This is a genomic window from Exiguobacterium sp. SH1S21, from assembly GCF_004337175.1.
GTDB classification, from domain to species: domain Bacteria; phylum Bacillota; class Bacilli; order Exiguobacteriales; family Exiguobacteriaceae; genus Exiguobacterium; species Exiguobacterium aurantiacum_A.
This window is the reverse complement of record NZ_SJUY01000002.1, coordinates 197,118-221,342: the sequence shown is the minus strand read 5'-3', so window position 1 is coordinate 221,342 and position 24,225 is coordinate 197,118. Positions and strand designations below refer to the sequence as shown.

Below are 24,225 nucleotides of genomic sequence, written 5' to 3'. Positions count from 1 at the left end.
TAATAGAGTATTGACACGATAGTGAAACGGAACGTGGTGAGCGTTCCGTTTCGTTGCGAGATTGGATAGGGAGTGGTGGAGTTGCCACGTATACCGGATGAAGTCATTGCAGAAGTGAAACAAGCCACGGATATCGTGGACTTGATCAGTGAACGCGTTGAATTGAAAAAACAAGGCCACCGTCTTGTCGGACTTTGTCCGTTCCACTCGGAAAATAGTCCCTCTTTTTCCGTATCGCCTGAAAAAGGCATGTACCATTGTTTCGGTTGCGGTGCTGGCGGGAACGTCTTTACGTTCGTCATGGAAACGGAAGGGTTGTCCTTCCCGGAAACGATTGAGCGCTTAGCGACACGGGCAAACATCGCTGTAGAAGGGGTGGCCGGTGACGAAGAGTTGACACGCGATCAAGTCGTTCGCAAACAAATGCGTGATGCTCATCGGATCATCGCCGACCTGTATCACGAGGTATTAATGAAAACCGAGGCCGGAGAAGTCGGCTTGACGTATTTACGTGAACGCGGTTTGGCTGAGGCGACGATCGGACAATACAAAATCGGATACGCCCCTGATCAACGCCGCTTCACCGTCGATTCACTCGAGCGAAGAGGGTTCGACCTAGAAGTCATGGTCGAAGCAGGACTTATTTCTAAATCTAGATCCGGTGAATATTTTGACCGGTTCGAAGGAAGAGTCGTCTTTCCGATTGCGGATCGAGACGGCACGATCGTCGGATTTAGCGGCCGTGCGATTGACGACAGACAGCCCAAGTATGTAAATACGGCGGAGACACCACTCTTTAACAAGAGTGAGTTGTTATTTGGATTTTCACAAGCACGTGCATCGATGCGTAAACAAAAACGGGTGCTCCTTGTCGAAGGGAACGTCGATGTCCTCCAAGTCGCCCAAGCCGGGACGGCCGAGGTCGTCGCTTCACTCGGGACGGCATTTTCATCGCAGCATGCCCGGGCGTTGTCACGGATGGTCGATGAAGTCGTGATTTGTTACGACGGAGACCATGCCGGACAAGAGGCGACGCTAAAGGTCGTTCGCATGCTTGAGGCGTATCCGCTCGACGTCCAAGTGCTCATGTTGCCGGAGAAGACGGACCCGGATGATTATATTCGGACGAATGGTCGGGAGCAATGGCAACGCTTTGTCGAATCGGAACGCTTATCCGTCCTCGATTTCATGAACCGGACGCTTCGGCGCGGGAAAAATATGAATCGAGAAGGAGAACGGATCCGGTTTATTGAAGCTATGCTTGGGGAAATCAGCAAGACGGACAACTCGATTCGCCGCGATTTATATTTAAAAAAATTGGCGAATGAGTTTGACATTCCTGTCGAAACGCTAGCGAATCGAATGCCGCGACCGGTGTCGAACCAAGTGCAGGCATCACCAGCGGTTCGTGAACCAGAACCAATCCGTAAACGATCGAGTAAAGCGAATGAACCACGTTTTGTGAAGGCTGAAAAATTACTGTTACGGGCGATGCTCAGTGGGCCGGAACGGGTTCGCTTCGTCCGCGACCGACTCGGCCTAGCTTATCAAGATGAGATTCATCGCATGTTGGCGACGGCGTTTTATGAGATTGTTTCAGAAGACATGACGCTTGAAGAGTTTGAGCAGGTCATGCCGCCTTTTATGGAGCGTCACTGCGACCAACGTCCTGACTATGCCAACCGCTATGCAGAGATTCGCCTCATGTCAGCGCCTGATGATCTGACTGAAGAGGTTTTAGATGAATACATTAAGGTGATAAACAGTTATGAGGAACAGCGTCAAATCGAGCGAGCAAAAAGGGAAATCGGGCAGGATGCCGAAAGTATAGTAGACCAGGCATCGAAGCTACAAGAATTGATTACCCGGAGTCGCCGCTTACGTGAACGATGAACGTGAAGGAAGTTTGGAAGGAGTTGAACTGCTAGATGGCAGAGAAGAAAAAAGAGGATTTATTTAACGCCATAGACGAACTTGAAAAGTTGGGGAAAAAGAAGGGTGTCGTATCGATGCAAGCGATCCAGGATCGCCTCAGCCATTTTGAGGTCGATTCAGATTTTATCGATAACTTCATTGAAGATTTAGAAGGCAAAGACATCCGTGTCACAGAAGATGCGGCCGATGCCGAGGAGACTCCTACGAAAAAAGAAGACGAAGAGGTCGACTTGAATGATCTGGCTGTCCCGCCAGGAATTAAAATCAACGACCCGGTCCGGATGTACTTGAAAGAGATCGGCCGTGTCGATCTGTTGAGTGCCAAAGACGAGACCGAACTCGCGAAGCGAATCGAGCAAGGCGATGACGAGGCGAAAAAACGTCTCGCTGAAGCCAACCTTCGTCTTGTCGTCTCGATTGCGAAACGTTATGTCGGTCGTGGTATGTTGTTCCTTGACTTGATTCAAGAAGGGAATATGGGTCTGATCAAGGCAGTCGAGAAGTTCGACTACATGAAAGGGTTCAAGTTCTCGACGTACGCGACGTGGTGGATTCGTCAAGCGATCACACGTGCCATCGCCGACCAAGCCCGGACGATCCGGATTCCGGTCCATATGGTGGAAACGATCAACAAATTGATCCGTGTTCAACGTCAATTGCTGCAAGACCTCGGACGCGAGCCTGCTCCTGAAGAGATTGCCAAGGAAATGGAATTGACGCCTGAGAAAGTTCGTGAGATTTTAAAAATCGCGCAAGAACCGGTGTCGCTTGAAACACCGATCGGCGAAGAGGACGATTCGCACCTCGGTGACTTCATTGAAGATCAAGATGCGATGGCTCCTCAGGACGCAGCAGCCTACGAGCTGCTCAAAGAACAACTCGAAGACGTGCTCGATACGTTGACAGACCGTGAAGAGAACGTACTCCGTCTCCGCTTCGGGCTTGATGACGGTCGGACGCGCACGCTCGAAGAAGTCGGTAAAGTGTTCGGGGTCACGCGTGAGCGGATCCGTCAAATCGAAGCGAAGGCGTTACGGAAGCTCCGTCACCCAAGTCGCTCGAAACGCTTGAAAGACTTCCTCGATTAATCGTGTTTTTGAATAAAATGTGAAGTTTTAGAAGAAAGGAAGGAAAATGAGTGATTTTCCTTCCTTCTTTATTGTTTTTTGAGTAAAATAGTGATGGGTAGAAATTTGGAAAGAACATGAGGGGGAAATACAATGCGTAATCCATTGTTACCGTTTGCAGCGATTGCGATCGTCGCAATCATCGCTATGGTCTCATTATCGTATTTTGGTGTAAACCAAGCGCAACAAGCCGCTGAAGGTCCAGCCGTCACGGAAATGAACCCGGAAGACTTGTACGCTGCTAAAGGCTGCACAGGTTGCCACGGCGGAAATCTTGAAGGTGGCGTCGGTCCGGCGTTGACTGGAGTCGGAGAACGTTTGTCTGCTGAAGAGATTGCGAACATCATCGTCAATGGTAAAGGTGCAATGCCGGCCGGTCTCGCGTCTGCCGAAGAAGCCGACGTGCTCGCGACATGGTTGCTTGAACAATAAGGGTGAACGCGTACTCCTTCTGGGGTACGTTTTTTGTTGTCCGGGCAAGAATATTTCGTTACCCTAAAGAAGAAGAAGTAGACAAAAGGAGTTGTCCCCATGCAAGAACAAGTCACGTTAGACCGGCGACTGAAACGAGTCGTCGATTTTATACCAGCTGGAAGCATTTTAGCCGATATCGGTTCCGACCACGCTTACGTCCCGTGTTATCTAGTACAACAAGGAATCATCGACCGGGCCATCGCCGGAGAAGTGAATCAAGGTCCGATGGAAGCGGCCAAAGCCCAAGTCGAATTGATCGGCGCATCGAGCAAGATTGACGTCCGGCTCGGTGACGGATTGGCCGTTTTGAATGAAGACGAGGCGACATGTATCTCGATCTGCGGGATGGGTGGAAGCTTGATCCGTTCGATTTTAGAGAGCGGATGCGACAAATTAGGAGTGATTAAGCGACTTGTGTTGCAACCGAACGTCGATGGCCAGCAAGTTCGGGAATGGTTGCTCGAATCTGGGTTTGTGCTCGTCGCGGAGACGATTGTCGAAGAGAATGACAAAATATATGAGATCCTTGTCGGTGAGCGGGGCACAGAGACGCGTTACAGTGCGGACGAGACAGAGCGGACGTGGCAGCTTATGTTCGGGCCGGAGCTACTGAAGAATCGTCCTGAACCGTTTAAATTAAAGTGGGGCCGGGAAGCGGACAAATTGGATTACGTGCTCGGTCAAATGGCCGCAGGCGCCCAGACCGAGGCGCTCGTCCGGAAGCAGGAGGAGTTCAAAGCGTTACGCGACAAAATGAGAGAGGTGAGTCAGTGATGGCAAACGGAAATCATATCATCCAACTGTTTGAAGAGTTCGCACCGAAACATCTCGCGGTCGAAGGCGACAAGATTGGACTGCAGATCGGTACGCTGAATAAACAAGTGAATCGGGTCATGGTCACGCTCGACGTGCTCGAATCGGTCGTCGACGAAGCCATCGAACAAGAGGTGGACTTGATTATCGCGCATCATCCGCCGATCTTTAGTGCGCTCACCCAAGTGACCGATCGCAACGCCGCCGGTCGAATCGTTATGAAATGTCTGAAAAACGATATCGCCGTCTACGTCGCCCATACGAATTTAGACGTCTGTGAGGGCGGGGTCAACGACTGGATGAGCGAGGCACTCGGATTGCGTGAGACCGAAGTGCTCGTCCCGACGTATGAAGAACCGGTGTATAAATTGTCGGTCTTCGTCCCGGAGACACATCAGTCCGCCGTGTCTAAAGCGTTAGGCAAGGCCGGAGCCGGTCGAATCGGGAATTACGGCGATTGCCAATTCACGGTCACAGGGAAAGGGCAGTTCACCCCGCTCGACTTGGCCGACCCGTACCTCGGACAGATTGGGAAAACGGAGCAAGTCGATGAAGTGAAGATTGAGACGATCGTTACCGAAAGTAAGAAGAAGCGGGTGTTAAAAGCGATGTTTGACGCTCACCCTTACGAAGAGATCGCTCATGACTTGATTCGGGATGAGATTACAGGGCCTGTCCTAGGTCTCGGCCGCATCGGTCGACTCGACAAACCGTTGACGCTCGCTGAATTTTCGGAACATGTCAAAGCAAGCTTTGGTGTCGAAGCGGTGCGGGTCGTCGGCGACTTGGACCGGACGATCAAAAAAGTGGCCGTGCTCGGTGGTGACGGCAACAAGTACGTCTCGGCCGCGCACTTCAAGGGAGCCGACGTCTACGTGACCGGTGATTTATATTTCCATGTCGCCCACGACGCGATGGCGCTCGGACTCGCCGTGGTCGACCCGGGTCATCACGTCGAGAGCGTCATGAAGCAAGGTGTCGTCGACGTCTTGCAACAGAAGTTCACGGCAGCAAAACTCGAGGTCGAGCTCCTCGTTTCCGCTACGAACACGAACCCTTTTAAGTTCCGCTGAAACCGAACACAACCCCCGCCCTCATGCATGAGGACGGGGGTTGCTTGTCATTTGCGAAGCGCCTTCACTCTCGGCAAAATGTTTCGCAGTTCGAGATAAGGTGTCTTGTCGTGTGTGCTCAAGTCATCACGGTCGTACTGCGTCAAAAAGTCGATGACTTTTTTCGTGATCGGCGTCGGTGTCGACGCGCCCGATGTGACCGCGACCGTTTCGACGTCTTGAAGCCAATTGAGATCGAGCTCACTCAAATCACCGATGCGATAGGCATTCGTCCCGGCAATCTCTTTAGAGACTTGGGCGAGGCGGTTCGAGTTGTTCGATTTCGGATCACCGACGACGATGAGCAAGTCGCAGTCACCGGCCTGCTCGGCCACGGCTTCCTGACGAACTTGTGTCGCGTTACAAATCTCGTTATGCACCTCGACGTGAGGATAGCGTTCTTGAATGAGGTCGATTAATGCCGAAACGTCCCATTGGCTCATTGTCGTCTGGTTCGTGACGAGAATGTTTGCGTCTAACAAATGATCTGGCAACGCCTCAAAATCGCTCTCGTACTGGACGAGATGGACTTTTCCAGGGGCGACTCCCATCGCGCCTTCAGGTTCGGGGTGCCCGTGCTTGCCGATATAGATGACTTCGTAGCCGGCCGCTGTCTTCTCACGAATTAAATCGTGCGTGACGAGAACGTCAGGACAAGACGCATCGACAATCGTCAGTCCTTTTTCGATGGCACGCTTCCGAACGAGCGGGGAGATGCCGTGGGCCGTAAACACGACGGTCCCTCTGTCGATTGTTTCAACTGCTTGCATCCGATCCTCACCGTCTACGGTCTTGACGCCTAAGTCTTCAAACGCTTGGGTGACGTGACGGTTATGGACGATCATACCGAGTATATGGATAGGCCGTGGTAAATCTGGGTTGGCCACGGCTTCATTCGCTAATTTCATGGCATCGACGACGCCATAGCAGTATCCGCGTGGGCTAATTTTTTTAACTTTCATTGCGTGATGAACGCTCCTTTCGCGATGCTTTCCTACGTATTAGTCTAACATTGTTTCGAAAATACGAAAAGAATTGCGTGTATTCATGCTATAATCTTAAGGTTAGAAAGGAGGGACACCGTGGAACGCTTGAGAACATTGCTTGAAGTTCGAAAATCGTACTTCTTTCAAATCACATTTATTATCTTTATCATTCTTGGACTCGTCATCTCATCACTAGCTTTCTCTGCCGATCGCGTGACGGTGTCCCGCGCGGAAGAATTGGCGAAAGAACAATTTGACTATGCGATTGATGGGAGTATCGAGAACCTCGAGACAAGGCTTGGGAAATTGTATGAAGACCTCGTCTACCTTGGTGCTTATGTTGGAAACGAACCTTTGATTGAAGAGCGGATTCGGACGGGTTACTTGAACCAACGAACGAGTTTCACTTCGATCTTTTACTATGATTTACGAGAAGATGAATTCACTTGGTATTCGCAACGGCAAGTCCCCGCGATGACGTTAAAGGCTGATCCGAAATTTAAAGAAGTCATCACTTCGAACGGCGACGATTTATTCATGAGTGACCCGGTATCGATTTCTGGTGATGCCGGCACGTATCTTTACGTACCCGTCATCGAGGACAACCGACCGATTGGCATGTTTGGTGGAAGCATCAGTGTGCTTAACTCGGACCTCTATCGGCGCATGCTCGAATCCACGAACGATGATATGATTCTCTACCTCTTAAATGAGCGGGGAGAAGTGTTATCGACATCGTTTAACCTCGTCACGGATGCGGAGCGAAGGTTGTCACGCTCAATCGTCGAAACGACGGATGAGTATGACGTTCGGACAATTTTAAGTACCGAAGACGACGTCATCATGTTCGAACCGGACGCTCGAGTGAACGGATGGAGCGTATTGGCCAAGCATAGCACGGATTCGGTTTATGAGGCGGTCTATGATACACGTTGGCAATATTTGATGATTACGCTCGTCACTTTCTTCTTAAGTATTTTAGTCGGTCTCCTTCTCTCGAAGACATTGACGAGCCCGCTGCTCGAACTCGTTCAAAACATCAAGAAACAACAGTCACTCGAACCGATTTTACTCGAACGCACCGGTTCAAAGGAAGTCCAGACGCTCCTCGATACGTATAACGACTACTCGAACCGGATGGAGACGGCTCGACGTGAGCAGTTGAGCCAACAACAGCTCTTGCTCCAACAAGAGAAGCTCGCCTCGCTCGGTCAACTCGAGGCCGGTATCGCTCACGAAATCCGTAACCCGCTTACACCTGTCCAAATCACCTTGCAGATGGCGAAAGAAGGTCATGGTAGTGAAGAAATGCTCGACCTTGCACTGTCCGAGCTCAATCGGGCTAACCATTTGATTACGACGATGCTCACGCTCGCCAAACCAGATCAATCCAAGCTTCAAGAAGAGTGGCTCGACATGACCGAATTTGCGAGTCGGCTCGAGTTCTTACTCGACGCCGAATGTTATAAACGGGTGACGAAGTGGGAACTGATTGTTCCGAATGAGATGCCGCCGTTCTACTGTTCGAGCGACATGCTCGTCCAAACCATCTACAACTTGTTTAAAAACGCCGTCGAAGCCGTCGATTCAAAAGGGGCGGACGGTAGCGTCACGGTCACGGTCCTCTTCACGGAGCGGGATTATCGGTTCTTGATTGAGGATAACGGGATCGGGATGACGAAAGATCAAGTCAACACGGTCGGGTCGGCGTTCTATACGACGAAAGAGAACGGCAACGGGCTAGGGCTGTACATGATTCGAGAATCATTAAAAGCCGTAAACGGTCAAATGGAGATCGAGAGCGTTGAAGGAGAAGGTACGGCGATGATGATTAAAATCCCAAGGCGGACAAACGTATGAAGGGCTTCCGCTATTACTGGCTTTGGATTCCCGTCATCTGGGCCATGACGATTTTATTGATCACGTCGATCCAGTTGCCGGAACGCGCGACGACGAACAATGAGGTCGGCTTCGTGTTCGTCAGTGAAAAACACGAACACGCCAATAAGTTGTTAGCCGCCTTTGTACGAACGGCCAATCAAAAAGGGTTCATTCCGATTCCGACGACAAGTGAGGATTCACGTGTCTTAGAAAAAGAGAAATTGGATTCGTTGATCGAGCGCGGTGTCAAAGCCATCTTCGTGACGACGCTTGACGAGACGTTCATTCAATCATCGCTCGAAAAGGCGAGAGACAAAGGGATCCCGATTATCGCGATTGACCGGATGATTGACCACGATAGCGTGCTCACGTCCGTCGTGTCCGATAACGTTGAAATCGGGCGGATGGCCGCCAACCATATTGCCGCCAAACATACCGCACTCGATCGGCCGATCCGTGTCGTCGAAGTGAGGGGAACGGCAAAAGTCCGCTCGACCATCGACCGTAGCCTCGGATTGACCGAGTACGATAAAGCCCACGATGACCTCGAGGTCGTGGCCTCGCTCACGGGTAACTACGATACGTTCCAAGCCGAGATTGAGATGTCGCGTTGGCTCGAGGAAGACATCCCGTTCGACGCCGTGTTTTCCCATAACGACGACAACACGTTCGGGGTCGTGAGGGCGCTCGAGAGCAAAAGATTAAATGATAAGACAATCGTGTCGGTAGACGGTGTGACAGAGATTTACCCGTTGATTCATAGCGGGAAAGTCGATGCGACGGTCGTGCAATCCCCGAACGAAATGATTGAAGTCGGTTTCAAAGCGCTCGAACAGCATTTGAGCGGCAAAAAAATCTCGACGCACTACTATTCATCGAGTTACTTGTATGAAGGACTCGGTAAAGATTAATTGACAAATAACTAGATTCCGCTATGCTAGGAAAAGTGGAAAGAAACAGGAGGTGTATCGATTGAACAGCTTCCAACAGTTCAAATTGTTACCGTTTATCGTCGATGCCTTGACAGAAAAGCGCATCACTAACCCAACGGACATTCAGGCACGGATTATTCCAGCCGCGATGAATGGCCGTGACATCATTGGAAAATCACAAACCGGGACCGGGAAGACACTCGCGTTCCTCTTACCTATTTTAGAATCGATCGACCCGAGCGAACATGAAGTCCAAGCGATCGTTGTCGCACCGACACGCGAGCTTGCCTGGCAGATCCACGAAGAGTTGAAAACACTCCTCGTGAAGCAGCCTGACTATATTAAGACGAGTTTGATCGTCGGCGGAACTGACCGTGAACGTCAAATCGACAAGATGAAAAACCCACCACAGTTGATCATCGGGACGCCAGGCCGTCTGCTCGACTTGATGAAAGTTCAGGCGTTGTTCCCGCATAAAGTCAAACATTTCGTCGTCGATGAAGCCGATCAAATGCTTGATATGGGCTTCTTGCCAGAAGTGGACCGCATCGCGCAGTCGCTTCCGGAAAGACTGCAAACGATGGTCTTCTCAGCGACAATCCCAGAGAAGCTCGAGCCGTTCTTGAAGAAATATCTTCACGACCCGCGCTACGCTGAAGCGAGTGCCGAGCACCGCGTCGCACCGAAGATCAAGCACCACGTCATCCCGGTCCGTCACCGCGACCGCAAAGAATTGACGGTCGAAGTGGCCAAAGCGATCAATCCGTTCGTCTGCCTCGTGTTCACGAACACGAAACAAGACGCGGATGAGCTCGAGAACTCGTTCCGTGAGGCAGGCCTCAACGTCGGGACGCTTCATGGCGACATGCAAGCCCGTCGACGCAAGCAAGCGATCAAAGACATTAACGATGCAAAATATCAATACGTGATCGCAACCGACTTGGCTGCCCGCGGGATTGATATTAAAGGTGTGTCGCACATCATCAACTTCGGTATCCCGAAAGATCTCGACTTCTACACACACCGTGTCGGCCGGACCGGTCGTGCCGGTGCTACCGGAGAAGCGTATACGCTGTATGAAGATCACGAGAACGGCCCGATCAATCGACTTGAAGAGCGTGGTTTCGCGTTCACACATGTCGATGTTAAAGGCGGGACGCTCCAAGAGATCAAGACTCGTAAACGCCGCGTGACCGACCGTAAGATGAAAGTATCGCACACGGCGCACAGCCGTATGGCCGGTGAGATCAAGAAGGCGAAGAAGAAAGTCAAACCAGGCTACAAGAAGAAGTTCAAGTATAAATTGAAAGAGACGGCTTCGCGCGAGCATATGCAACAACAGCGCACGGAACGTCGTGAGACCCGTAAGAAGAACAGACGGTAATCACTAAACAGAAGAATCGACTTCATGGAGTCGGTTCTTCTTTTTGTGTACACTAAAGGCAGAAGATTGCGAAGGAGAGTTGACTATGTTAAAAATTGGTTCACACGTTTCGGTTTCAGGTAAGAAGATGCTGCTCGCTGGCAGTGAGGAAGCCGTCTCGTACGGTGCGACGACGATGATGGTCTATACGGGCGCGCCTCAAAACACGCGTCGTAAACCGATCGAGGAGTTAAATATCGAAGCGGCGCTCGTCCACATGGCGGCGCATGACATCGAGGAAATCGTCGTCCACGCCCCATACATCATCAACTTGGGCAATACGACGAAACCTGAGACGTTCGAACTCGCGGTCTCGTTTTTGGCGGCTGAAATCAAGCGGGCCGAAGCGCTACAAGTCGCCCGCCATGTTGTCCTTCACCCAGGTGCCCATGTCGGTGCCGGCGAAGATGTTGGTCTCGCTCGCATCATCGAAGGCTTGAATGAAGTGCTGACCGGAGACGAGACGGTGAAGATCGCCCTCGAGACGATGGCAGGCAAAGGGAGCGAACTCGGGAAGACGTTTGAAGAACTCGCGACGATCATCGACGGAGTGACGCATAACGACCGGCTGTCGGTCTGTTTCGACACATGCCACGTCCATGACGCCGGGTATGATCTCGTGGGGGATTTAGACGGCGTGATTGCCGAGTTTGACCGCATCGTCGGAATCGACCGACTCGGCGTCATCCACGTCAACGATTCGAAAAACGTGCGTGGGGCGAGAAAAGACCGCCACGAAAATATCGGCTACGGGGAGATCGGTTTTGACGCGTTGAACCGAATCATCCATCATGAGGCGTTCGCTCATTTGCCAAAAATTCTTGAAACACCTTACATTCCAATCAGCGAGAAGACGAAAGTCGCGCCGTATAAGCAAGAGATCAACATGTTCCGATTAGGCGCGTTCGACGCCGAATGGCGCGAACGATTCGCGCTCGCGCACCAATAAGCGATGAGCGTGCTAAAGATCGATCCAGAGACGTATGACGTATTTGCGGCGCTCCCGACATACTTTCGCGAGCAGAGCCCGTTTTACATTGAAGGAAGCGTTGAGGGACCAGCCTTGATCGAAGTCGTCGGGTACGGGATCGTCGCGGAAGTCGAGATTATGTTCGTCGAGACGACGACGCGCCCCGACGACCGGTATTGGCGAACGCGTCCCGACGATGAAGTTCGAGACTATTGTCTCGTCGATTTAGTCGGCCTTGATTTTCATCATCCGCTGCTCAAGAGTGGTATGTACGACGTGTCGACATCTTATGCGACGTTAAAAGATATGTGGGACCGCGGTTATCAAGTCCCATCCCAACGCTGGACTCGGCAAACGTATGAGACGCATCTAGCTCGGGAACGAATGATGATGCACCGTATCGCCTCCATCACGGCTTGTACGAGCTGTGGAGTCGACTTGACAGACAGGTATGGGGCGATAGCTAATCGTCTCCTAGAGTACCATCTTGAAGGAGACAGCGGGATGTGGGTCTGTCCGACTTGTCATAAGGCGATACATCATGCAGAGTAACAAAAAGAACGATGCCCGCGGGCATCGTTCTTTTTGTTTAAAATGGCCAGTTCGCAAGCGCGAATTGGTAAACTTTCATCCCGAGAAAGACGCCAAAGATTCCAATGACGCCAGGCAAGACCGGGGGGGCAGGCAACGGCAACTTCAAGGCAGTGAAAATCATGCCACAGATGAGGCCGGCGAGCAACGAGAGTAAGATTTCTTGCATGAATGATTCCTCCATATTCGAAAATGAAAGCGTTTCAACTAACTGAACGAACTAATTATACAATGTTCTTTCTCGTTTGAGAAGTCTAACATCAGTCATCAGTCATTTTCTCATTTTCGGCCCGGAGGCGAAGGACTTCACGTTCGGCCCAGTTCGACGGCTCCCGTTCGAAGACGCTCGGGATGTTGTTCCAACGGCCGCCTGTATATTGGTGGATGATGATCTGCGATTGAATTTTCTCTTGGCCAGGCTCTTGCTTGATGTAGACGTAACTGCCATCGGCGCGTTGGATCCGCGCTTTGACGTTGTCGACGAGCTGTAGCGCGAGCATGTCTTTAATGTATGACTTATGACCCGCATCTAGGATCGGGAACAAGATCTCGATGCGCTTTTTCATGTTTCGGGTCATCCAGTCCGCAGACGAGCAGTACAAGTCTTCTTTCCCGTTTTGATAGAAATAGAAGATGCGAGAATGTTCTAGATAGCGGTCGATGATCGAGACGACACGAATATTGTCCGAGACGCCTTTAATGCCCGGCCGCAGGCAACAGATGCCGCGAATGATCAAATCGATCTTGACCCCGGCCTGAGACGCGTCATACAGCTTCGTGATGATCGACTTGTCGGTGAGTGAGTTCATCTTGGCGACGATGCGACCGTTCCCATACTTCTCATGCAGTTTGATCTCGTCTTGAATCTTGTGAAGGAAGAAGTCGAGCATGTCGTCGGGTGACGTCTCGAACTCGTGCCAAGACGGTCGTTCACCGTAACCAGAGAGCCAGTTGAAGAAGTTGGTCGCATCTTCGGCCAAGTCCTCGTTCGTCGTCAACAAGCCGATGTCCGTATAAAGCTTCGCCGTCGAGTCGTTGTAGTTACCGGTACCGAGGTGGACGAAACGTTGGAGGACACCTCCTTCTAGAATCCGGACGACAAGCGTGATCTTCGAGTGCGTTTTTAACTCTTTATAGCCGTAGATGACGTGGGCCCCGGCTTTTTCGAGCTGTTTCGCCCATTGAATGTTCTTCTCTTCATCGAACCGAGCCTTCAGTTCGACGAGGACGGTGACTTGTTTGCCGCTCTCGGCAGCGTCAGTGAGCGCTTTAATGATCGGTGAATCGCCAGACACACGGTAAAGCGTCTGCTTGATGGCCAAGACGTTCGGGTCTTTCGCGGCCTGGGCGATAAAGCGGACGACCGGGTCGAACGAATGGTATGGGTGATGGAGCAAATAATCCTTTTTCAGGACGGCCTTGAACAAGTCCTTGCCGGGCTCGAGTCCTTCCGGGACGAACGGGATGAGTGTCTCGTTGATCATCTCATCATACTCGATCCCGATCTTATTATAGATGCCAAACAAGAACGTCAAATCGATCGGTCCGTCGACTACGAAAATGTCGCGGTCGTGCAGATCGAGGACGTCTTGCAGCATGAACAACAGTTCTTTACTGAGTGAACGTTGTTGGACCTCGAGGCGGATGCCGACGCCGTAACGGCGTTTCTTCAATTCTTTCTCGATCTGTTTCAACACATCACGGCTACCTTCTTCATGGAACGGCATGTCAGCGTTGCGGGTGATCCGGAACGGCATCGTCGACTCGACTTCAAAGCCTTTGAAGAGCGAATCGATGAATTGGATGATGACGTCTTCGAGCAACATCAAGTCGGCATGTTCTTCGTCTTCTGTCGGCAGTTCGAGAAAACGCGGTAGGACGGCCGGTACTTGAACGAGGGCGAGCCGCTTTTTGCCTTCTGAGGTCGACGAGATTTCAACGGCGATATTGAGCGATTTTGACAACAGCATCGGGAACGGGCGATACGCATCGACCGCGATCGGTGTCAAGACCGGGAAGACGTGGGTCCGAAAATACAGTTTAACAAAATCAAGTTGCTCTTTGTTCAAGTGCTTCGGACGTAAAAAGCGGACGTTTTCTGTTCCGAGTTGTTTGACGATTTTTTTATACGTCGCATATTGGACTTCGACGAGTTCTTGAGCTTTGATCGAGATCGCTTTAATTTGCTGCTTTGGTGTCAGCCCGGCCTTGTCCTCCGGTTGGTTGAATCCGGCGAGCACCTCGTCTTTCAGTCCTCCGAAACGGACCATGTAGAACTCATCGAGGTTTGCACTGAAGATGCCGAGGAATTTGAGGCGTTCCATGAGCGGGTTGCGGTCATCGATCGCTTCTTGGAGCACGCGCTCGTTAAAGCTGAGCCAGCTCAATTCGCGGTTGTTAAAATGTTCTGGTAAGTAAGTCGTCATAAAGTGATCCTCTCCTCTACGCGTAACTCGATCGTCGTTTCGATCGCGCGTTCTAAATGCTTTTTGTGACGGATACCGCGCTGCAATTCAAAGCGCGGGGACGTCGCTGTATGAAGGGTGAAGGCAAGCCCGTCGTCTGTTGTCTCGACGTCGATGTTCTCGACGACTTGACGCTCGGTCAAATCGAGCGCGTCGACAAGTTTGACAATTGATCCGATCAGCTCTAGACTTTTCAACATTTTTGAGTCGAACCATTCAGGAAAGCCCTCGATATGCTGTTCGAGCAGGCGCCGTGACTTGTAAGACGTGACGAGCGCCAGGGCGAGCCGGTCTTCGTTGTTCATGCCTTTAAAGTCATTGGTCGTGATCAAATGGAACGTGTGGTCGCTCTTGTTGTTATGGTCGATGTATTCACCGATGTAAGCGAGACGGCAAGCTGCTTCTAACAGTCCCGGTTCGAACGGTTTTGGTTTGATCGTCTTCGCCTCGATCAAGCCCATATAAATTTGACGGGCCAGATGGACGAGATGACGATGCCGGACCGGATCGACATCGTATTGTTTCTCAAAGTGGCGGAAACTTTCTTCTTTGACATCAGCGAAACGGATCTCATTGTTCTCTTTTAAATAGTACTCATAAAATAGCCCTTCCCGCAGACCGTTATTGCTCATCGTAAACTCAGGCACTTTTAAATAGCGGGCCAGTTCATCGATTGCGGTCACGGCCGGAGCGATGATGTCCATCCGATCTTTTGACAGGCCATCGAGTCGTCCGAGTTGTTTCGTCGACATGTCGATCAGTTCATCGACGACCTCGTGAAGCCGGTCGGCACCGAGCGTATATTGATGGATGCCTTCAAGCGGGAAGTGGGACAACGACTGTTCGACGCGGACGAGGTTTCGGGCGGTCCCGCCGACACCGACAAGCGGAACACCGTGAGGGACGAGCCAATCGATGTCTTTGAACGCCTTCTTCAAGAAAGAAGTCAGTTGTTTCCGCTCATCTTTCGAGAGCGTGTCGCCTGACATAAAATCGTTCGTCAACGTGACGGCACCGAACGGGAAACTATGATAAAAGACGAGCTCGCGATCTTTGAAGTAAGTCACTTCCATTGAGCCGCCGCCGATGTCGACCGAATAGCCGTCTTCGATATAAGTCGAGTTGACGATGGCCGAGTATCCGTAATACGCCTCTTCATAGTCACTCAACAAGCGGATCTCCATCCCGGTCGCGTTAAGGACCTCGTTTAAAATCGCTTCAGAATTGCTGGCGTTGCGGATGGCTGCGGTCGCGACCGGCAACATCTCTTTGACGCCATGATGCTTGTTCAGGCTGATGAAATGGTCGAGTGTCTCGATTAACGATTGGATGCCCATTTCGGACAGTTCGTTCGCATCGGTGATGTGACTCGAGAGCCGAGCGACTTCTTTCACGTTCAACCGTTCAAAATATTGGCCGTGTCGATTCACTTCAAAAATGACGTTGCGAATCGAGTTTGACCCGATATCAATGACTGCTAATTTTTTTTCCACGATAAATCCCCCTCTGCGATACCTCTAGTGTACAACGAACACTAGACAAACTCATCTTGATTTTGTGTGAAGACGTGACGACGAGCTTCTCAATCTTCTCAAACTTGAAGCATTTAATAATATTCTGTATAATACAGACGCCAAGCAAGTAGAAATGATTACGATTTATCAAACGAGAGAAGGGTAGCTCATGACGACATCTGTCGTAAAATTAGATCATGTTTCGTATTATTACGATGGCACGGCCGCACTTCGGGACGTGTCCATCGACATCAAGCAAGGTGATTTCGTCGCCATCGTCGGTGAGAACGGCTCAGGCAAGTCGACGTTGATTCGGACGATCCTTGGGTTATTGAGCCCACAGGCGGGAACGGTCGAACTGTTCGGTCGCCCGCAAGGCCAATTCAAGGACAAGTCCCGTATCAGTTACGTTTCCCAAAAAGCGGCGTCATTTAACTCTGGGTTTCCGGTGACGGTCGAAGAAGTCGTCGCGATGGGCCGGTACGGACGGTTAGGCCTGTTCAAGCGATTGAACATGGAAGATAAGGCCGCCATTCAAAATGCGCTCGAGACGGTCAACATGTGGCAGTATCGGAACCGCAAAATCGGAAGCCTGTCCGGTGGGCAACAGCAGCGTGTGTTCATCGCCCGGGCCATCGTCAACCAACCCGATTTGCTCATCTTGGATGAGCCGACGGTCGGGGTCGACCAAAAGCATCTGCGGGACTTTTATGAAGTGCTCCACTTGTTGCGCGAGCATACGTCGTGCACGTTCATCCTCGTCACGCACGACTTAAACGTCGTCACCGACCTCGTCACGAAAGTCGTCCATCTTGACCGGGGACGTATGGCCTGTAACTGTGGGTTGAAAGAATATAGCGAACTAGGAGAACTTGCCGCCATCAAGCCGTATCCCGTCAAAGTCCTCGTTCATGAAGGTATGTCATGATTGCCGACTTGTTAACCTATAGTTTTTTACGTTATGCGTTCATAGCGGCCGTCGTCATCGGGTTTACGGCCCCGTTGATCGGTTCCTTCGTCGTTGTCAGACGGATGAGTCTGATTGCCGACGCTTTGTCACACGTGACGCTCGCCGGCATCTCCTTCAGTTTGTTTCTCGGTCAGTATGTCTTGTTCTTCTCTGACTTGAATCCGCTCTACCTCGGGACGCTCGTCTCGGTGCTTGCGGCGCTCGGTCTCGATTGGCTCCGCAATAAGTACGTCCATTTCCAAGAGCTGTCGATCCCGATCATGATGTCGGCGGGGATGGGGCTGAGCGCGATCTTCATTTCGTTGTCGCGCGGCTTCTCGGTCGATTTGTCGACGCTGTTGTTCGGTTCGATTTCAGCGGTCAGTCCGTCTGATATCGGTTTGATTCTAGCTGTCGCGCTCATCACGGTCATCGTCATCGTCGTGTTTTATAAACAGCTCTTGTTCTTGTCGTTCGATGAAGAACAAGCGAAAGTGTCCGGATTGCCGAGCACGTTGTTACACATGTTGTTCATGTTCGTCGTCGCGCTCGTCATCGCCGTCAGTATGCGGATCGTCGGCACGTTGCTCGTCTCAAGCTTGATCACGTTACCGGTCGCGGCCGCACTCCGGTTCACGAACAGTTTCAAACAGACGATTGTTTGGGCAATCGTGTTCGGTGAGTTTGCGACGATCGGGGGACTTGTCCTCGCCTACGAACTAGACGTCGCCCCGGGCGGTGTCATCGTCTTGCTCGCCGTCTTGATTTTGGCTGCCGTCATGTTGTTTGAGAAGATCGGCTCGTTACGGAAGAAGGAGGTACTCCATGAAACAGACTGAACAAATCGAACGGTTGCAATCGTCGTCGTTGAAAGTGACGCCGAAACGGATTGAGATGTACGCTTATTTGGCGGCCGAAGAACGCTACGTCAGTGCGAAAGACGTCCTCGACTATATGCGTTCGAAACATCCGACGATGAGCTTTGATACGGTCTACCGGAACTTGAAGTCGTTTGCGGAGGAAGGGTTGCTCGAAGCGACCGAGTTGAACGGTGAGAAAGCGTTCCGGGTCACGTGTGGCTCATCGCACCACCACCATCATTTGATCTGCCGCGGGTGCGGCAAGACGAAACTGCTCGAACTTTGCCCGATGCGTTACGTAGAGACGCTTGACCCTGATTTTGAGGTCATCGATCATAAATTTGAGATTTACGGGTATTGTAAACAATGTAAGTAAGGAGGTTGATTACTTAAACTTCCTTTTTTTGTGTATAAGGAAGGAGTGAGTCGATGATTTATACGGCAAGCGACATCAAGCGAGCGGATGAACAGGCTTTTGCACACGGGACGACGCCCGAAGCCTTGATGGAGCGGGCGGCGCTGGCCTTGACGAATCGTTTGGCGATTCGAGCAGAGGCATCCGTCCTCGTCGTCTGTGGACGAGGGAATAACGGGGGTGACGGTTGGGTCATCGCCCGTGAACTGCACCGGCGTGGGTATGACGTCAGCGTTTGGGCACCACTCGGCGAGCCGAGATCGCCAGAAGCCTTGACGCACGCAGCGTTAGCGAAGCAAGTGGTCCCGGTCGTAGATGATCCGAGACGGACGGACTATATTATCGACGCCTTGTTCGGAGTAGGCCTTGACGGACCGGTCACAGGGAAAGCGAGAGACGTGATCACCTGGATGTGCGACCAAGCGGTGACGGTGATCGCGGTCGATGTCCCGTCCGGTGTGCCGAGCGACGAGACGAGCCGGTTCGACGGTCACGCGATCAAAGCCGATCAGACGTTGACGTTACATGGTTACAAGCGAAGTGCGTTCTTGAATCAAACCGCACCGTTTTACGGGAAAGTCGAACGAATCGACATCGGATTGCCTGAGACGTCGAACTGGCGCGTGTTGACGGAGACCGATTTTGATCGCGGTCTGTTATCCCGTGATCCATATGGCCATAAATCGACTTACGGTCACGGTCAGCTCGTCGGCGGGAGCCGCCACTTGATCGGGGCACCGTTTCTAGCAGCGCAGGCCGCGCTTCGGAGCGGACTCGGACTACTCGATTTGGCGGTGCCGGCTGAGGCGATGGCACTGGTCGCAACGTTACCGGAGGCGATGTTTTACGAGATCGACGCCATACCGGACGCGCGGTATGCGGCGACGGCGATCGGTCCCGGCATGGTCGAGGATGAACGGTTGACGAATGCTTGGCAAGCGGTCAAGAAACGGACGACGCCAATCATCGTCGATGCCGGTGCGCTGACGCAGGAACACTTACAGGCGTCGGGCCCATTGACGCTCACCCCGCATCCCGGTGAACTTGCCCGGTTGACGGGACAGACGGTTGAAGCGATCGAGGCGGATCGGTTTAAGGCCGCCTCAGACTTTGCGAGGCAACATGGGGTTCATCTCATTTTAAAAGGGACGTATACGTTGATTGTTTCCCCAGACGGTACTGGCGCCGTCAACACAGTTGTAGCCCCGGCACTCTCGAAAGGCGGGAGCGGTGACGTCTTGACGGGCATGCTGCTCGCGCTCTGGGCCCGTAGTGCGCGGATCGAGCCAGAGCAGCCTCCGAACGAACAAGCCGTTCTATGGCACGCGTTAGCCGCTAAAAAAGCGAGTGAACGAATCCATCCGGCAAGTGTTCTCGCGAGCGATGTCATCGAGGCGATTGGACGGGTATGAAAAAGAGGAATCCAGCGACGGATTCCTCTTTTTTATGGGGTGATGATCGATTTCGTTGTCTCGAGGTGGTCGACGAGATGGAGCGCCTCGTTCCAAGACGTGATGCGTTTCACCCCGTCCGGTAACGGCCGGCGATTATACGGGGCGTCGAACAAGAGCACCGGAATCAATGTCTGTTCATGGATCGAGATGGCATTCTCATAGCGATCCTCCATGAACAAGTCGAGCGCGAGATCTTTGACGACGCCAACCTTGTCGTGGCTACCTGTCATGATCAATGAGTCGAGCGGCAGTTCATGCTGTTTGATCCAGTCCTCGGTGACGGACCGGACGGCCTCACTGCGCGCCGTCACGTAGTGAAGTTGGTGCGTTTTCCGAATATGCCAGAGTACTTTGTTCACTTCAGAGTGAGGGAGTGAACGCCGATAGATGGCTTCTTCATGACCGTGTTCGATCATGAACGTCCAAAAATCATGTTGTGTCATATCCGTGTACGTATGGAGCTCGTATTCGGTCGCTTGATGATAATCGATGGCGTAACCGAGTATGTCGTTCATATAGTGAAAGCAACTTTGCGGATCCGTGACGGTCCCGTCTAAATCTATCCCAATATGCATCTTGATTCCTCCTTGCCATAACACTCATTGTATCAAAAGCCCGCTCGGTTGCAACCGAGCGGGCGAGAGATTAGTTAGATTGGTTGGCAAGTTGTTGTTCTTCAAGCTCACGCGCGGCAAGTTTCTCGGCGACGATAGCGTCGATCTCTTTCTTCAACTCTTCGACCATCGTTGCTTCCGGTACTTTACGGATGATTTTCCCGTGACGGAAGAGCAGGCCTTCGTTACGGGCACCGGCGATGCCGATGTCCGCCTCACGTGCTTCACCCGGTCCGTTGACCGCGCAGCCGAGGACGGCGACTTTAATGTTGACGTTAATGTTTTGGATGTACTCTTCAACTTCTTTCGCAATCGAGATCAAATCGATTTCGATACGGCCGCATGTCGGACAAGAGATGAGCGTCGCGGCGTTAGCGGCTAGGCCGAACGACTTGAGCACTTCTTTGGCGACTTTGATCTCTTCGACAGGATCGTCAGACAGCGACACACGAACCGTCGAGCCGATCCCGAGTGAGAGGATCGCACCAAGTCCGGCCGCTGATTTGAGTGATCCTGAGAACAGCGGTCCTGATTCAGTGATCCCGACGTGGAGCGGGTAGTCGAACGTCTTCGCGGCGAGCGTGTACGCCTCGAGAGCAAGGTTCACGTCAGACGCTTTGAGCGAGATGATCGTGTTGTAAAAACCGAGGTCCTCTAAAATCTTGACGTGGTGCATCGCACTTTCGACCATGCCTTGAGCTGTCGGATATCCGTATTTTTCGAGGAACTGCTTCTCGAGCGAACCGGCGTTGACACCGATGCGGATCGGGATGCCTTTCGCTTTAGCGGCGTTAACGACCGCTTCGACTTTCTCACGGCGACCGATGTTACCGGGGTTGATCCGAATCTTATCGACACCGCTCTCGATGGCTTTTAACGCCAATTTGTAGTCGAAGTGAATATCGACGACGAGCGGGATGTTGATGCGACTCTTGATTTCAGCGAGCGCGTCGGCCGCTCGCTCATCTGGACAAGCGACGCGGACGATTTGGCAACCTGCTTCTTCAAGACGTAAAATTTCGGCGACAGTCGCTTCGACGTCGTGCGTTTTCGTCGTTGTCATCGACTGAATGACGACTTCATCAGATCCTCCGATGATGACGTTGCCGACACGAATCGGACGAGTTAATGAACGGTGTAAAATTTCTGACATATACGTAATCTCCTTCTTTTGGAAAGGTTCCAATCGATTTAGATGGTTGGTTTCTTTCTTATCATAACGAAATGCTTGTGAAAAAGCACCCGGCAAGCGCTCCTAAGATGTGCTCTTTACAAAGTCTAACGTTATCTTAACAGATGCTTCATAATTTTCTACCGTCTCAAGACCGATATATCGGACGAATAGCAACAGGAAGTACTTACTGAACTTGCACCGAAGACGTGATAAAACTCGGGACAGCGCGTGTTAGCGCCGTCCCGAGTTTTTTTGTTTGAGTGGGATTTGGAATAGCGGGACGGTCAAGTAGACGATCGTGACGACGAAGCCGAACCAAATAAATGCGGGCACGGCGTGATACAAGGCGATGAGCACGAGCGTCGGGACGAGTGTCATCGCGACCGCGTAAGGCCAAGCTTGCCGATACGACCACGGTTTCTTCATTCGAAGTCTCGTCACGAGTTGAACGAACAAGGCGGCGACGGCGACCCAAGTCATATAGAAGAAAAAAATGGCGAACCCGTGTAAGAACAACCACATCGGTGCGAAAAAATCGGGACGCAAGACGAGGTAATCTAAAACAGTCGCGACGATTGTAAAGACAAGGCTCGCCAACATATAAGCGTGCAGCGGAGCTAGACGGAGCCGTAGCGTTTGCTTCGTAGGTAGCAGGCTATGGCGGATAAACATTGATGTCGTTTTAAGCATACATACAAAACCCCATTCTGTTATAGTACAAAAAACTAAAATCAAACAAAAATAAGACAGTCGGTTAATAAAACCTTAACATTAAACGTGTTTACATCGACTAGATGATGCAGGCATAATGAGTAGGGCAACAAGAACCAATTAAACACAACCAATACACAATCAAAAGGAGTACAAAAATCGTGGAATACAATTTGCAAGAAATGTTATTCATGTTTTTTGGAGGATTAGGGATCTTCCTATTCGGTATCAAATCGATGGGAGACGGCCTTCAAAAGTCTGCAGGTAATCGCCTGCGCGACATCCTTGATAAGTATACATCGAATCCGTTCCTCGGAGTACTAGCCGGGATCATTGTTACGGTCTTGATTCAATCGTCTTCAGGTACGACCGTCATCACAGTCGGTCTAGTCAGCGCCGGCTTCATGACGCTCCGTCAAGCAATCGGGGTCATCATGGGAGCGAATATCGGGACGACAGTCACGGCATTCATCATCGGTTTCGATGTCGGTGCATATTCGCTACCGATGATTGCAGTCGGTGCAGTGCTTCTTTTCTTCTTCAAAAGAGAGAAATTCCAACACCTCGGACAAATCGTTTTCGGTCTAGGGGCGCTCTTCTACGGTCTCGAACTTATGGGAGACGGGATGAAGCCGTTACGTTCGAGTGAATATTTCATCGACTTGACGCAATCTATGAGTGACAATCCGTTCCTCGGTGTCATCGTCGGGACGGTGTTCACGGTCATCGTGCAATCGTCTTCTGCGACAATCGGGATTTTGCAAGAACTATACGCTGGTGGATCAATCGACTTGGACGCGGCACTGCCTGTCTTGTTCGGTGACAACATCGGAACGACGATCACAGCGATTCTCGCTTCAATCGGTGCCTCAGTCGCGGCCCGTCGTGCGGCAGCGGCGCACGTCATCTTTAACTTGATTGGGACGACGATTTTCATGATATTGTTAGTGCCATTCACGTCATATATTTTGTGGATCACAAACTTCCTCGCGATCGAAGACAAGATGCAGATCGCTTTCGCCCACGGTACGTTCAACGTCGTCAACACGTTTATCCAGTTCTGGTTCATCGGGACGATTGCTTGGATCGTGACGAAACTCGTACCGGGTGAAGATTCAATCGTCGATACGAAAGCGCAGCACTTGGACCCGATTTTCATCGAACAATCGCCTTCAATCGCAGTCGAGCAAGCCAAATATGAAGTCATCCGCATGGGTGATTTCGCTAAGCTCGGCCTTGACGAGGCACGCAACTATATGACTACAGGCGACAAGAAACACGCTGAGAAATCGGCGCACATTGAAGAAGCGCTCAACTCATTGAACGCTAAGATTACGGATTATCTCGTCAAATTGGCTGCCGTCGATTTGACGGAGCAAGAGTCACAAGAGCATAAGACACTCATGCATGCGATCAACGACATCGAGCGGATTGGTGACCACGTTGAGAACATCATCGAGTTGATCGACTATAAGACGGCGACACGGATTACGCTCTCAGCGGGAGCGCAAAAAGAGTTGACAGAAATGTACGATTTGACACGATTGACACTCGAGAAGTCACTCCAGACGCTCGCTAGCGGCGACATGGTCGAGGCGCGTCAAGTCATCGAAATGGAAGCGAAACTCGACATGCTCGAGCGCCAGTTCCGTAAAAATCACGTCGTTCGTTTGAACATAGGTGAATGTGACGGCCAAGCTGGTATGTTCTTCGTCGACATGCTCTCGAACCTTGAACGGATCGGTGACCATGCGATGAACATCACAGAAATTACACTCGAAGATGCAACGAACGAAGTATCGGTGTAACGTTTCGAAAAAGTCCT

General features: G+C 51.5%; 22 protein-coding genes. 15 read left to right on the top strand and 7 right to left on the bottom strand.

The features are described 5' to 3' along the window. Positions 1–75: 75 nt before the first annotated feature. From dnaG to EVJ24_RS04595, 5 genes are all read left to right on the top strand, one after another. Positions 76–1,893, top strand: coding sequence for a DNA primase (gene dnaG / locus EVJ24_RS04615; RefSeq protein WP_236637559.1), 1,818 nt, complete (start codon positions 76–78; stop codon positions 1,891–1,893). A gap of 35 nt (positions 1,894–1,928) precedes the next feature. Beyond that, positions 1,929–3,023: an RNA polymerase sigma factor RpoD gene (rpoD, locus tag EVJ24_RS04610; RefSeq protein ID WP_016508087.1), complete on the top strand. Its 1,095-nt coding sequence runs from the start codon at positions 1,929–1,931 to the stop codon at positions 3,021–3,023. A gap of 132 nt (positions 3,024–3,155) precedes the next feature. Continuing rightward, the gene (gene cccA, locus EVJ24_RS04605) at positions 3,156–3,494 is read left to right on the top strand and encodes a cytochrome c550 (protein ID WP_131439947.1); all 339 of its coding nucleotides are present in this window, start codon (positions 3,156–3,158) and stop codon (positions 3,492–3,494) included. Between the two features lie 99 nt (positions 3,495–3,593). Continuing rightward, positions 3,594–4,310: a tRNA (adenine(22)-N(1))-methyltransferase gene (locus tag EVJ24_RS04600; RefSeq protein WP_131439945.1), complete on the top strand. Its 717-nt coding sequence runs from the start codon at positions 3,594–3,596 to the stop codon at positions 4,308–4,310. Continuing rightward, the gene (locus EVJ24_RS04595) at positions 4,310–5,422 is read left to right on the top strand and encodes a Nif3-like dinuclear metal center hexameric protein (RefSeq protein ID WP_131439943.1); all 1,113 of its coding nucleotides are present in this window, start codon (positions 4,310–4,312) and stop codon (positions 5,420–5,422) included. The genes EVJ24_RS04600 and EVJ24_RS04595 overlap by 1 nt, the downstream gene beginning before the upstream one ends. Before the next feature lie 47 nt (positions 5,423–5,469). Here the strand turns inward: EVJ24_RS04595 and EVJ24_RS04590 are convergent, their stop codons facing one another. Beyond that, the gene (locus EVJ24_RS04590; protein WP_071397767.1) at positions 5,470–6,423 is read right to left on the bottom strand and encodes a 4-hydroxy-3-methylbut-2-enyl diphosphate reductase; all 954 of its coding nucleotides are present in this window, start codon (positions 6,421–6,423) and stop codon (positions 5,470–5,472) included. A 120-nt stretch (positions 6,424–6,543) separates the two neighbouring features. Here EVJ24_RS04590 and EVJ24_RS04585 point away from each other — a divergent pair, with 120 nt between their 5' ends. The 5 genes from EVJ24_RS04585 to EVJ24_RS04565 all read left to right on the top strand — a co-directional run bounded on the left by EVJ24_RS04585 (position 6,544) and on the right by EVJ24_RS04565 (position 12,205). Next, entirely contained in the window at positions 6,544–8,307 is a 1,764-nt protein-coding gene (locus EVJ24_RS04585; RefSeq protein ID WP_131439941.1) for a sensor histidine kinase, read from the top strand. Continuing rightward, a complete protein-coding gene (locus tag EVJ24_RS04580; RefSeq protein ID WP_131439939.1) occupies positions 8,304–9,239 on the top strand; it encodes a sugar ABC transporter substrate-binding protein in 936 nt (311 codons plus the stop codon). The genes EVJ24_RS04585 and EVJ24_RS04580 overlap by 4 nt, the downstream gene beginning before the upstream one ends. A 52-nt stretch (positions 9,240–9,291) precedes the next feature. Next, positions 9,292–10,644 (top strand): DEAD/DEAH box helicase, encoded by a 1,353-nt coding sequence (locus tag EVJ24_RS04575; protein WP_330857583.1) that lies wholly within the window; start codon positions 9,292–9,294, stop codon positions 10,642–10,644. An 85-nt stretch (positions 10,645–10,729) separates the two neighbouring features. After that, positions 10,730–11,632, top strand: coding sequence for a deoxyribonuclease IV (locus EVJ24_RS04570; protein ID WP_131439935.1), 903 nt, complete (start codon positions 10,730–10,732; stop codon positions 11,630–11,632). A gap of 3 nt (positions 11,633–11,635) precedes the next feature. Further along, on the top strand, positions 11,636–12,205 hold the full coding sequence (locus EVJ24_RS04565) for a hypothetical protein (RefSeq protein WP_131439933.1): 570 nt from the start codon (positions 11,636–11,638) through the stop codon (positions 12,203–12,205). A 37-nt stretch (positions 12,206–12,242) separates the two neighbouring features. On the opposite strand, the gene EVJ24_RS04560 is transcribed toward EVJ24_RS04565, so the two are convergent. The 3 genes from EVJ24_RS04560 to EVJ24_RS04550 all read right to left on the bottom strand — a co-directional run bounded on the left by EVJ24_RS04560 (position 12,243) and on the right by EVJ24_RS04550 (position 16,202). Then, positions 12,243–12,413, bottom strand: coding sequence for a DUF1427 family protein (locus EVJ24_RS04560; RefSeq protein WP_021065708.1), 171 nt, complete (start codon positions 12,411–12,413; stop codon positions 12,243–12,245). Positions 12,414–12,504: 91 nt separating this feature from the next. Continuing rightward, the gene (locus EVJ24_RS04555) at positions 12,505–14,670 is read right to left on the bottom strand and encodes an RNA degradosome polyphosphate kinase (RefSeq protein WP_131439931.1); all 2,166 of its coding nucleotides are present in this window, start codon (positions 14,668–14,670) and stop codon (positions 12,505–12,507) included. After that, a complete protein-coding gene (locus tag EVJ24_RS04550) occupies positions 14,667–16,202 on the bottom strand; it encodes a Ppx/GppA family phosphatase (protein WP_131439929.1) in 1,536 nt (511 codons plus the stop codon). Before EVJ24_RS04550 ends, EVJ24_RS04555 begins: the two co-directional genes overlap by 4 nt. A gap of 190 nt (positions 16,203–16,392) precedes the next feature. Between EVJ24_RS04550 and EVJ24_RS04545 the strand changes: the two genes are divergently transcribed. The 4 genes from EVJ24_RS04545 to EVJ24_RS04530 are packed head-to-tail and all read left to right on the top strand — an operon-like array spanning position 16,393 to position 19,859. Next, positions 16,393–17,151, top strand: a complete 759-nt coding sequence (locus EVJ24_RS04545) for a metal ABC transporter ATP-binding protein (RefSeq protein WP_131439926.1) — start codon at positions 16,393–16,395, stop codon at positions 17,149–17,151. After that, positions 17,148–18,011 carry a metal ABC transporter permease gene (locus EVJ24_RS04540; RefSeq protein WP_131439924.1) on the top strand — a complete coding sequence of 288 codons (864 nt, stop codon included), beginning with the start codon at positions 17,148–17,150 and terminating at the stop codon, positions 18,009–18,011. Before EVJ24_RS04545 ends, EVJ24_RS04540 begins: the two co-directional genes overlap by 4 nt. After that, a complete protein-coding gene (locus EVJ24_RS04535; protein WP_070327015.1) occupies positions 17,998–18,408 on the top strand; it encodes a Fur family transcriptional regulator in 411 nt (136 codons plus the stop codon). The genes EVJ24_RS04540 and EVJ24_RS04535 overlap by 14 nt, the downstream gene beginning before the upstream one ends. Positions 18,409–18,461: 53 nt before the next feature. After that, positions 18,462–19,859: an NAD(P)H-hydrate dehydratase gene (locus EVJ24_RS04530; protein ID WP_131439922.1), complete on the top strand. Its 1,398-nt coding sequence runs from the start codon at positions 18,462–18,464 to the stop codon at positions 19,857–19,859. 32 nt (positions 19,860–19,891) lie between these two features. Here the strand turns inward: EVJ24_RS04530 and EVJ24_RS04525 are convergent, their stop codons facing one another. From EVJ24_RS04525 to EVJ24_RS04515, 3 genes are all read right to left on the bottom strand, one after another. Beyond that, positions 19,892–20,476 (bottom strand): hypothetical protein, encoded by a 585-nt coding sequence (locus EVJ24_RS04525; protein WP_236637558.1) that lies wholly within the window; start codon positions 20,474–20,476, stop codon positions 19,892–19,894. Between the two features lie 70 nt (positions 20,477–20,546). Next, complete coding sequence (gene ispG, locus EVJ24_RS04520; protein WP_016508052.1) at positions 20,547–21,668, bottom strand: flavodoxin-dependent (E)-4-hydroxy-3-methylbut-2-enyl-diphosphate synthase; 1,122 nt, start codon at positions 21,666–21,668, stop codon at positions 20,547–20,549. A gap of 252 nt (positions 21,669–21,920) precedes the next feature. Next, positions 21,921–22,361: a DUF1189 domain-containing protein gene (locus EVJ24_RS04515; RefSeq protein WP_236637557.1), complete on the bottom strand. Its 441-nt coding sequence runs from the start codon at positions 22,359–22,361 to the stop codon at positions 21,921–21,923. Positions 22,362–22,561: 200 nt separating this feature from the next. On the opposite strand from EVJ24_RS04515, the gene EVJ24_RS04510 reads away from it, so the two are divergent. After that, on the top strand, positions 22,562–24,208 hold the full coding sequence (locus tag EVJ24_RS04510; protein WP_131439920.1) for a Na/Pi cotransporter family protein: 1,647 nt from the start codon (positions 22,562–22,564) through the stop codon (positions 24,206–24,208). Positions 24,209–24,225: the final 17 nt, after the last annotated feature.

What these genes read in the sequence shown, in the direction of transcription:
- EVJ24_RS04540 (WP_131439924.1), top strand. Translation starts at nt 17,148, where the DNA reads ATGATTGCCGACTTGTTAACCTATAGTTTTTTACGTTATGCGTTCATA.
- ispG (WP_016508052.1), bottom strand. Translation starts at nt 21,668, where the DNA reads ATGTCAGAAATTTTACACCGTTCATTAACTCGTCCGATTCGTGTCGGC.
- EVJ24_RS04515 (WP_236637557.1), bottom strand. Translation starts at nt 22,361, where the DNA reads ATGTTTATCCGCCATAGCCTGCTACCTACGAAGCAAACGCTACGGCTC.
- EVJ24_RS04560 (WP_021065708.1), bottom strand. Translation starts at nt 12,413, where the DNA reads ATGCAAGAAATCTTACTCTCGTTGCTCGCCGGCCTCATCTGTGGCATG.
- EVJ24_RS04600 (WP_131439945.1), top strand. Translation starts at nt 3,594, where the DNA reads ATGCAAGAACAAGTCACGTTAGACCGGCGACTGAAACGAGTCGTCGAT.
- EVJ24_RS04580 (WP_131439939.1), top strand. Translation starts at nt 8,304, where the DNA reads ATGAAGGGCTTCCGCTATTACTGGCTTTGGATTCCCGTCATCTGGGCC.
- EVJ24_RS04525 (WP_236637558.1), bottom strand. Translation starts at nt 20,476, where the DNA reads ATGCATATTGGGATAGATTTAGACGGGACCGTCACGGATCCGCAAAGT.
- EVJ24_RS04545 (WP_131439926.1), top strand. Translation starts at nt 16,393, where the DNA reads ATGACGACATCTGTCGTAAAATTAGATCATGTTTCGTATTATTACGAT.
- cccA (WP_131439947.1), top strand. Translation starts at nt 3,156, where the DNA reads ATGCGTAATCCATTGTTACCGTTTGCAGCGATTGCGATCGTCGCAATC.
- EVJ24_RS04530 (WP_131439922.1), top strand. Translation starts at nt 18,462, where the DNA reads ATGATTTATACGGCAAGCGACATCAAGCGAGCGGATGAACAGGCTTTT.
- EVJ24_RS04535 (WP_070327015.1), top strand. Translation starts at nt 17,998, where the DNA reads ATGAAACAGACTGAACAAATCGAACGGTTGCAATCGTCGTCGTTGAAA.
- EVJ24_RS04570 (WP_131439935.1), top strand. Translation starts at nt 10,730, where the DNA reads ATGTTAAAAATTGGTTCACACGTTTCGGTTTCAGGTAAGAAGATGCTG.
- EVJ24_RS04595 (WP_131439943.1), top strand. Translation starts at nt 4,310, where the DNA reads ATGGCAAACGGAAATCATATCATCCAACTGTTTGAAGAGTTCGCACCG.
- EVJ24_RS04555 (WP_131439931.1), bottom strand. Translation starts at nt 14,670, where the DNA reads ATGACGACTTACTTACCAGAACATTTTAACAACCGCGAATTGAGCTGG.
- rpoD (WP_016508087.1), top strand. Translation starts at nt 1,929, where the DNA reads ATGGCAGAGAAGAAAAAAGAGGATTTATTTAACGCCATAGACGAACTT.
- EVJ24_RS04565 (WP_131439933.1), top strand. Translation starts at nt 11,636, where the DNA reads ATGAGCGTGCTAAAGATCGATCCAGAGACGTATGACGTATTTGCGGCG.
- EVJ24_RS04590 (WP_071397767.1), bottom strand. Translation starts at nt 6,423, where the DNA reads ATGAAAGTTAAAAAAATTAGCCCACGCGGATACTGCTATGGCGTCGTC.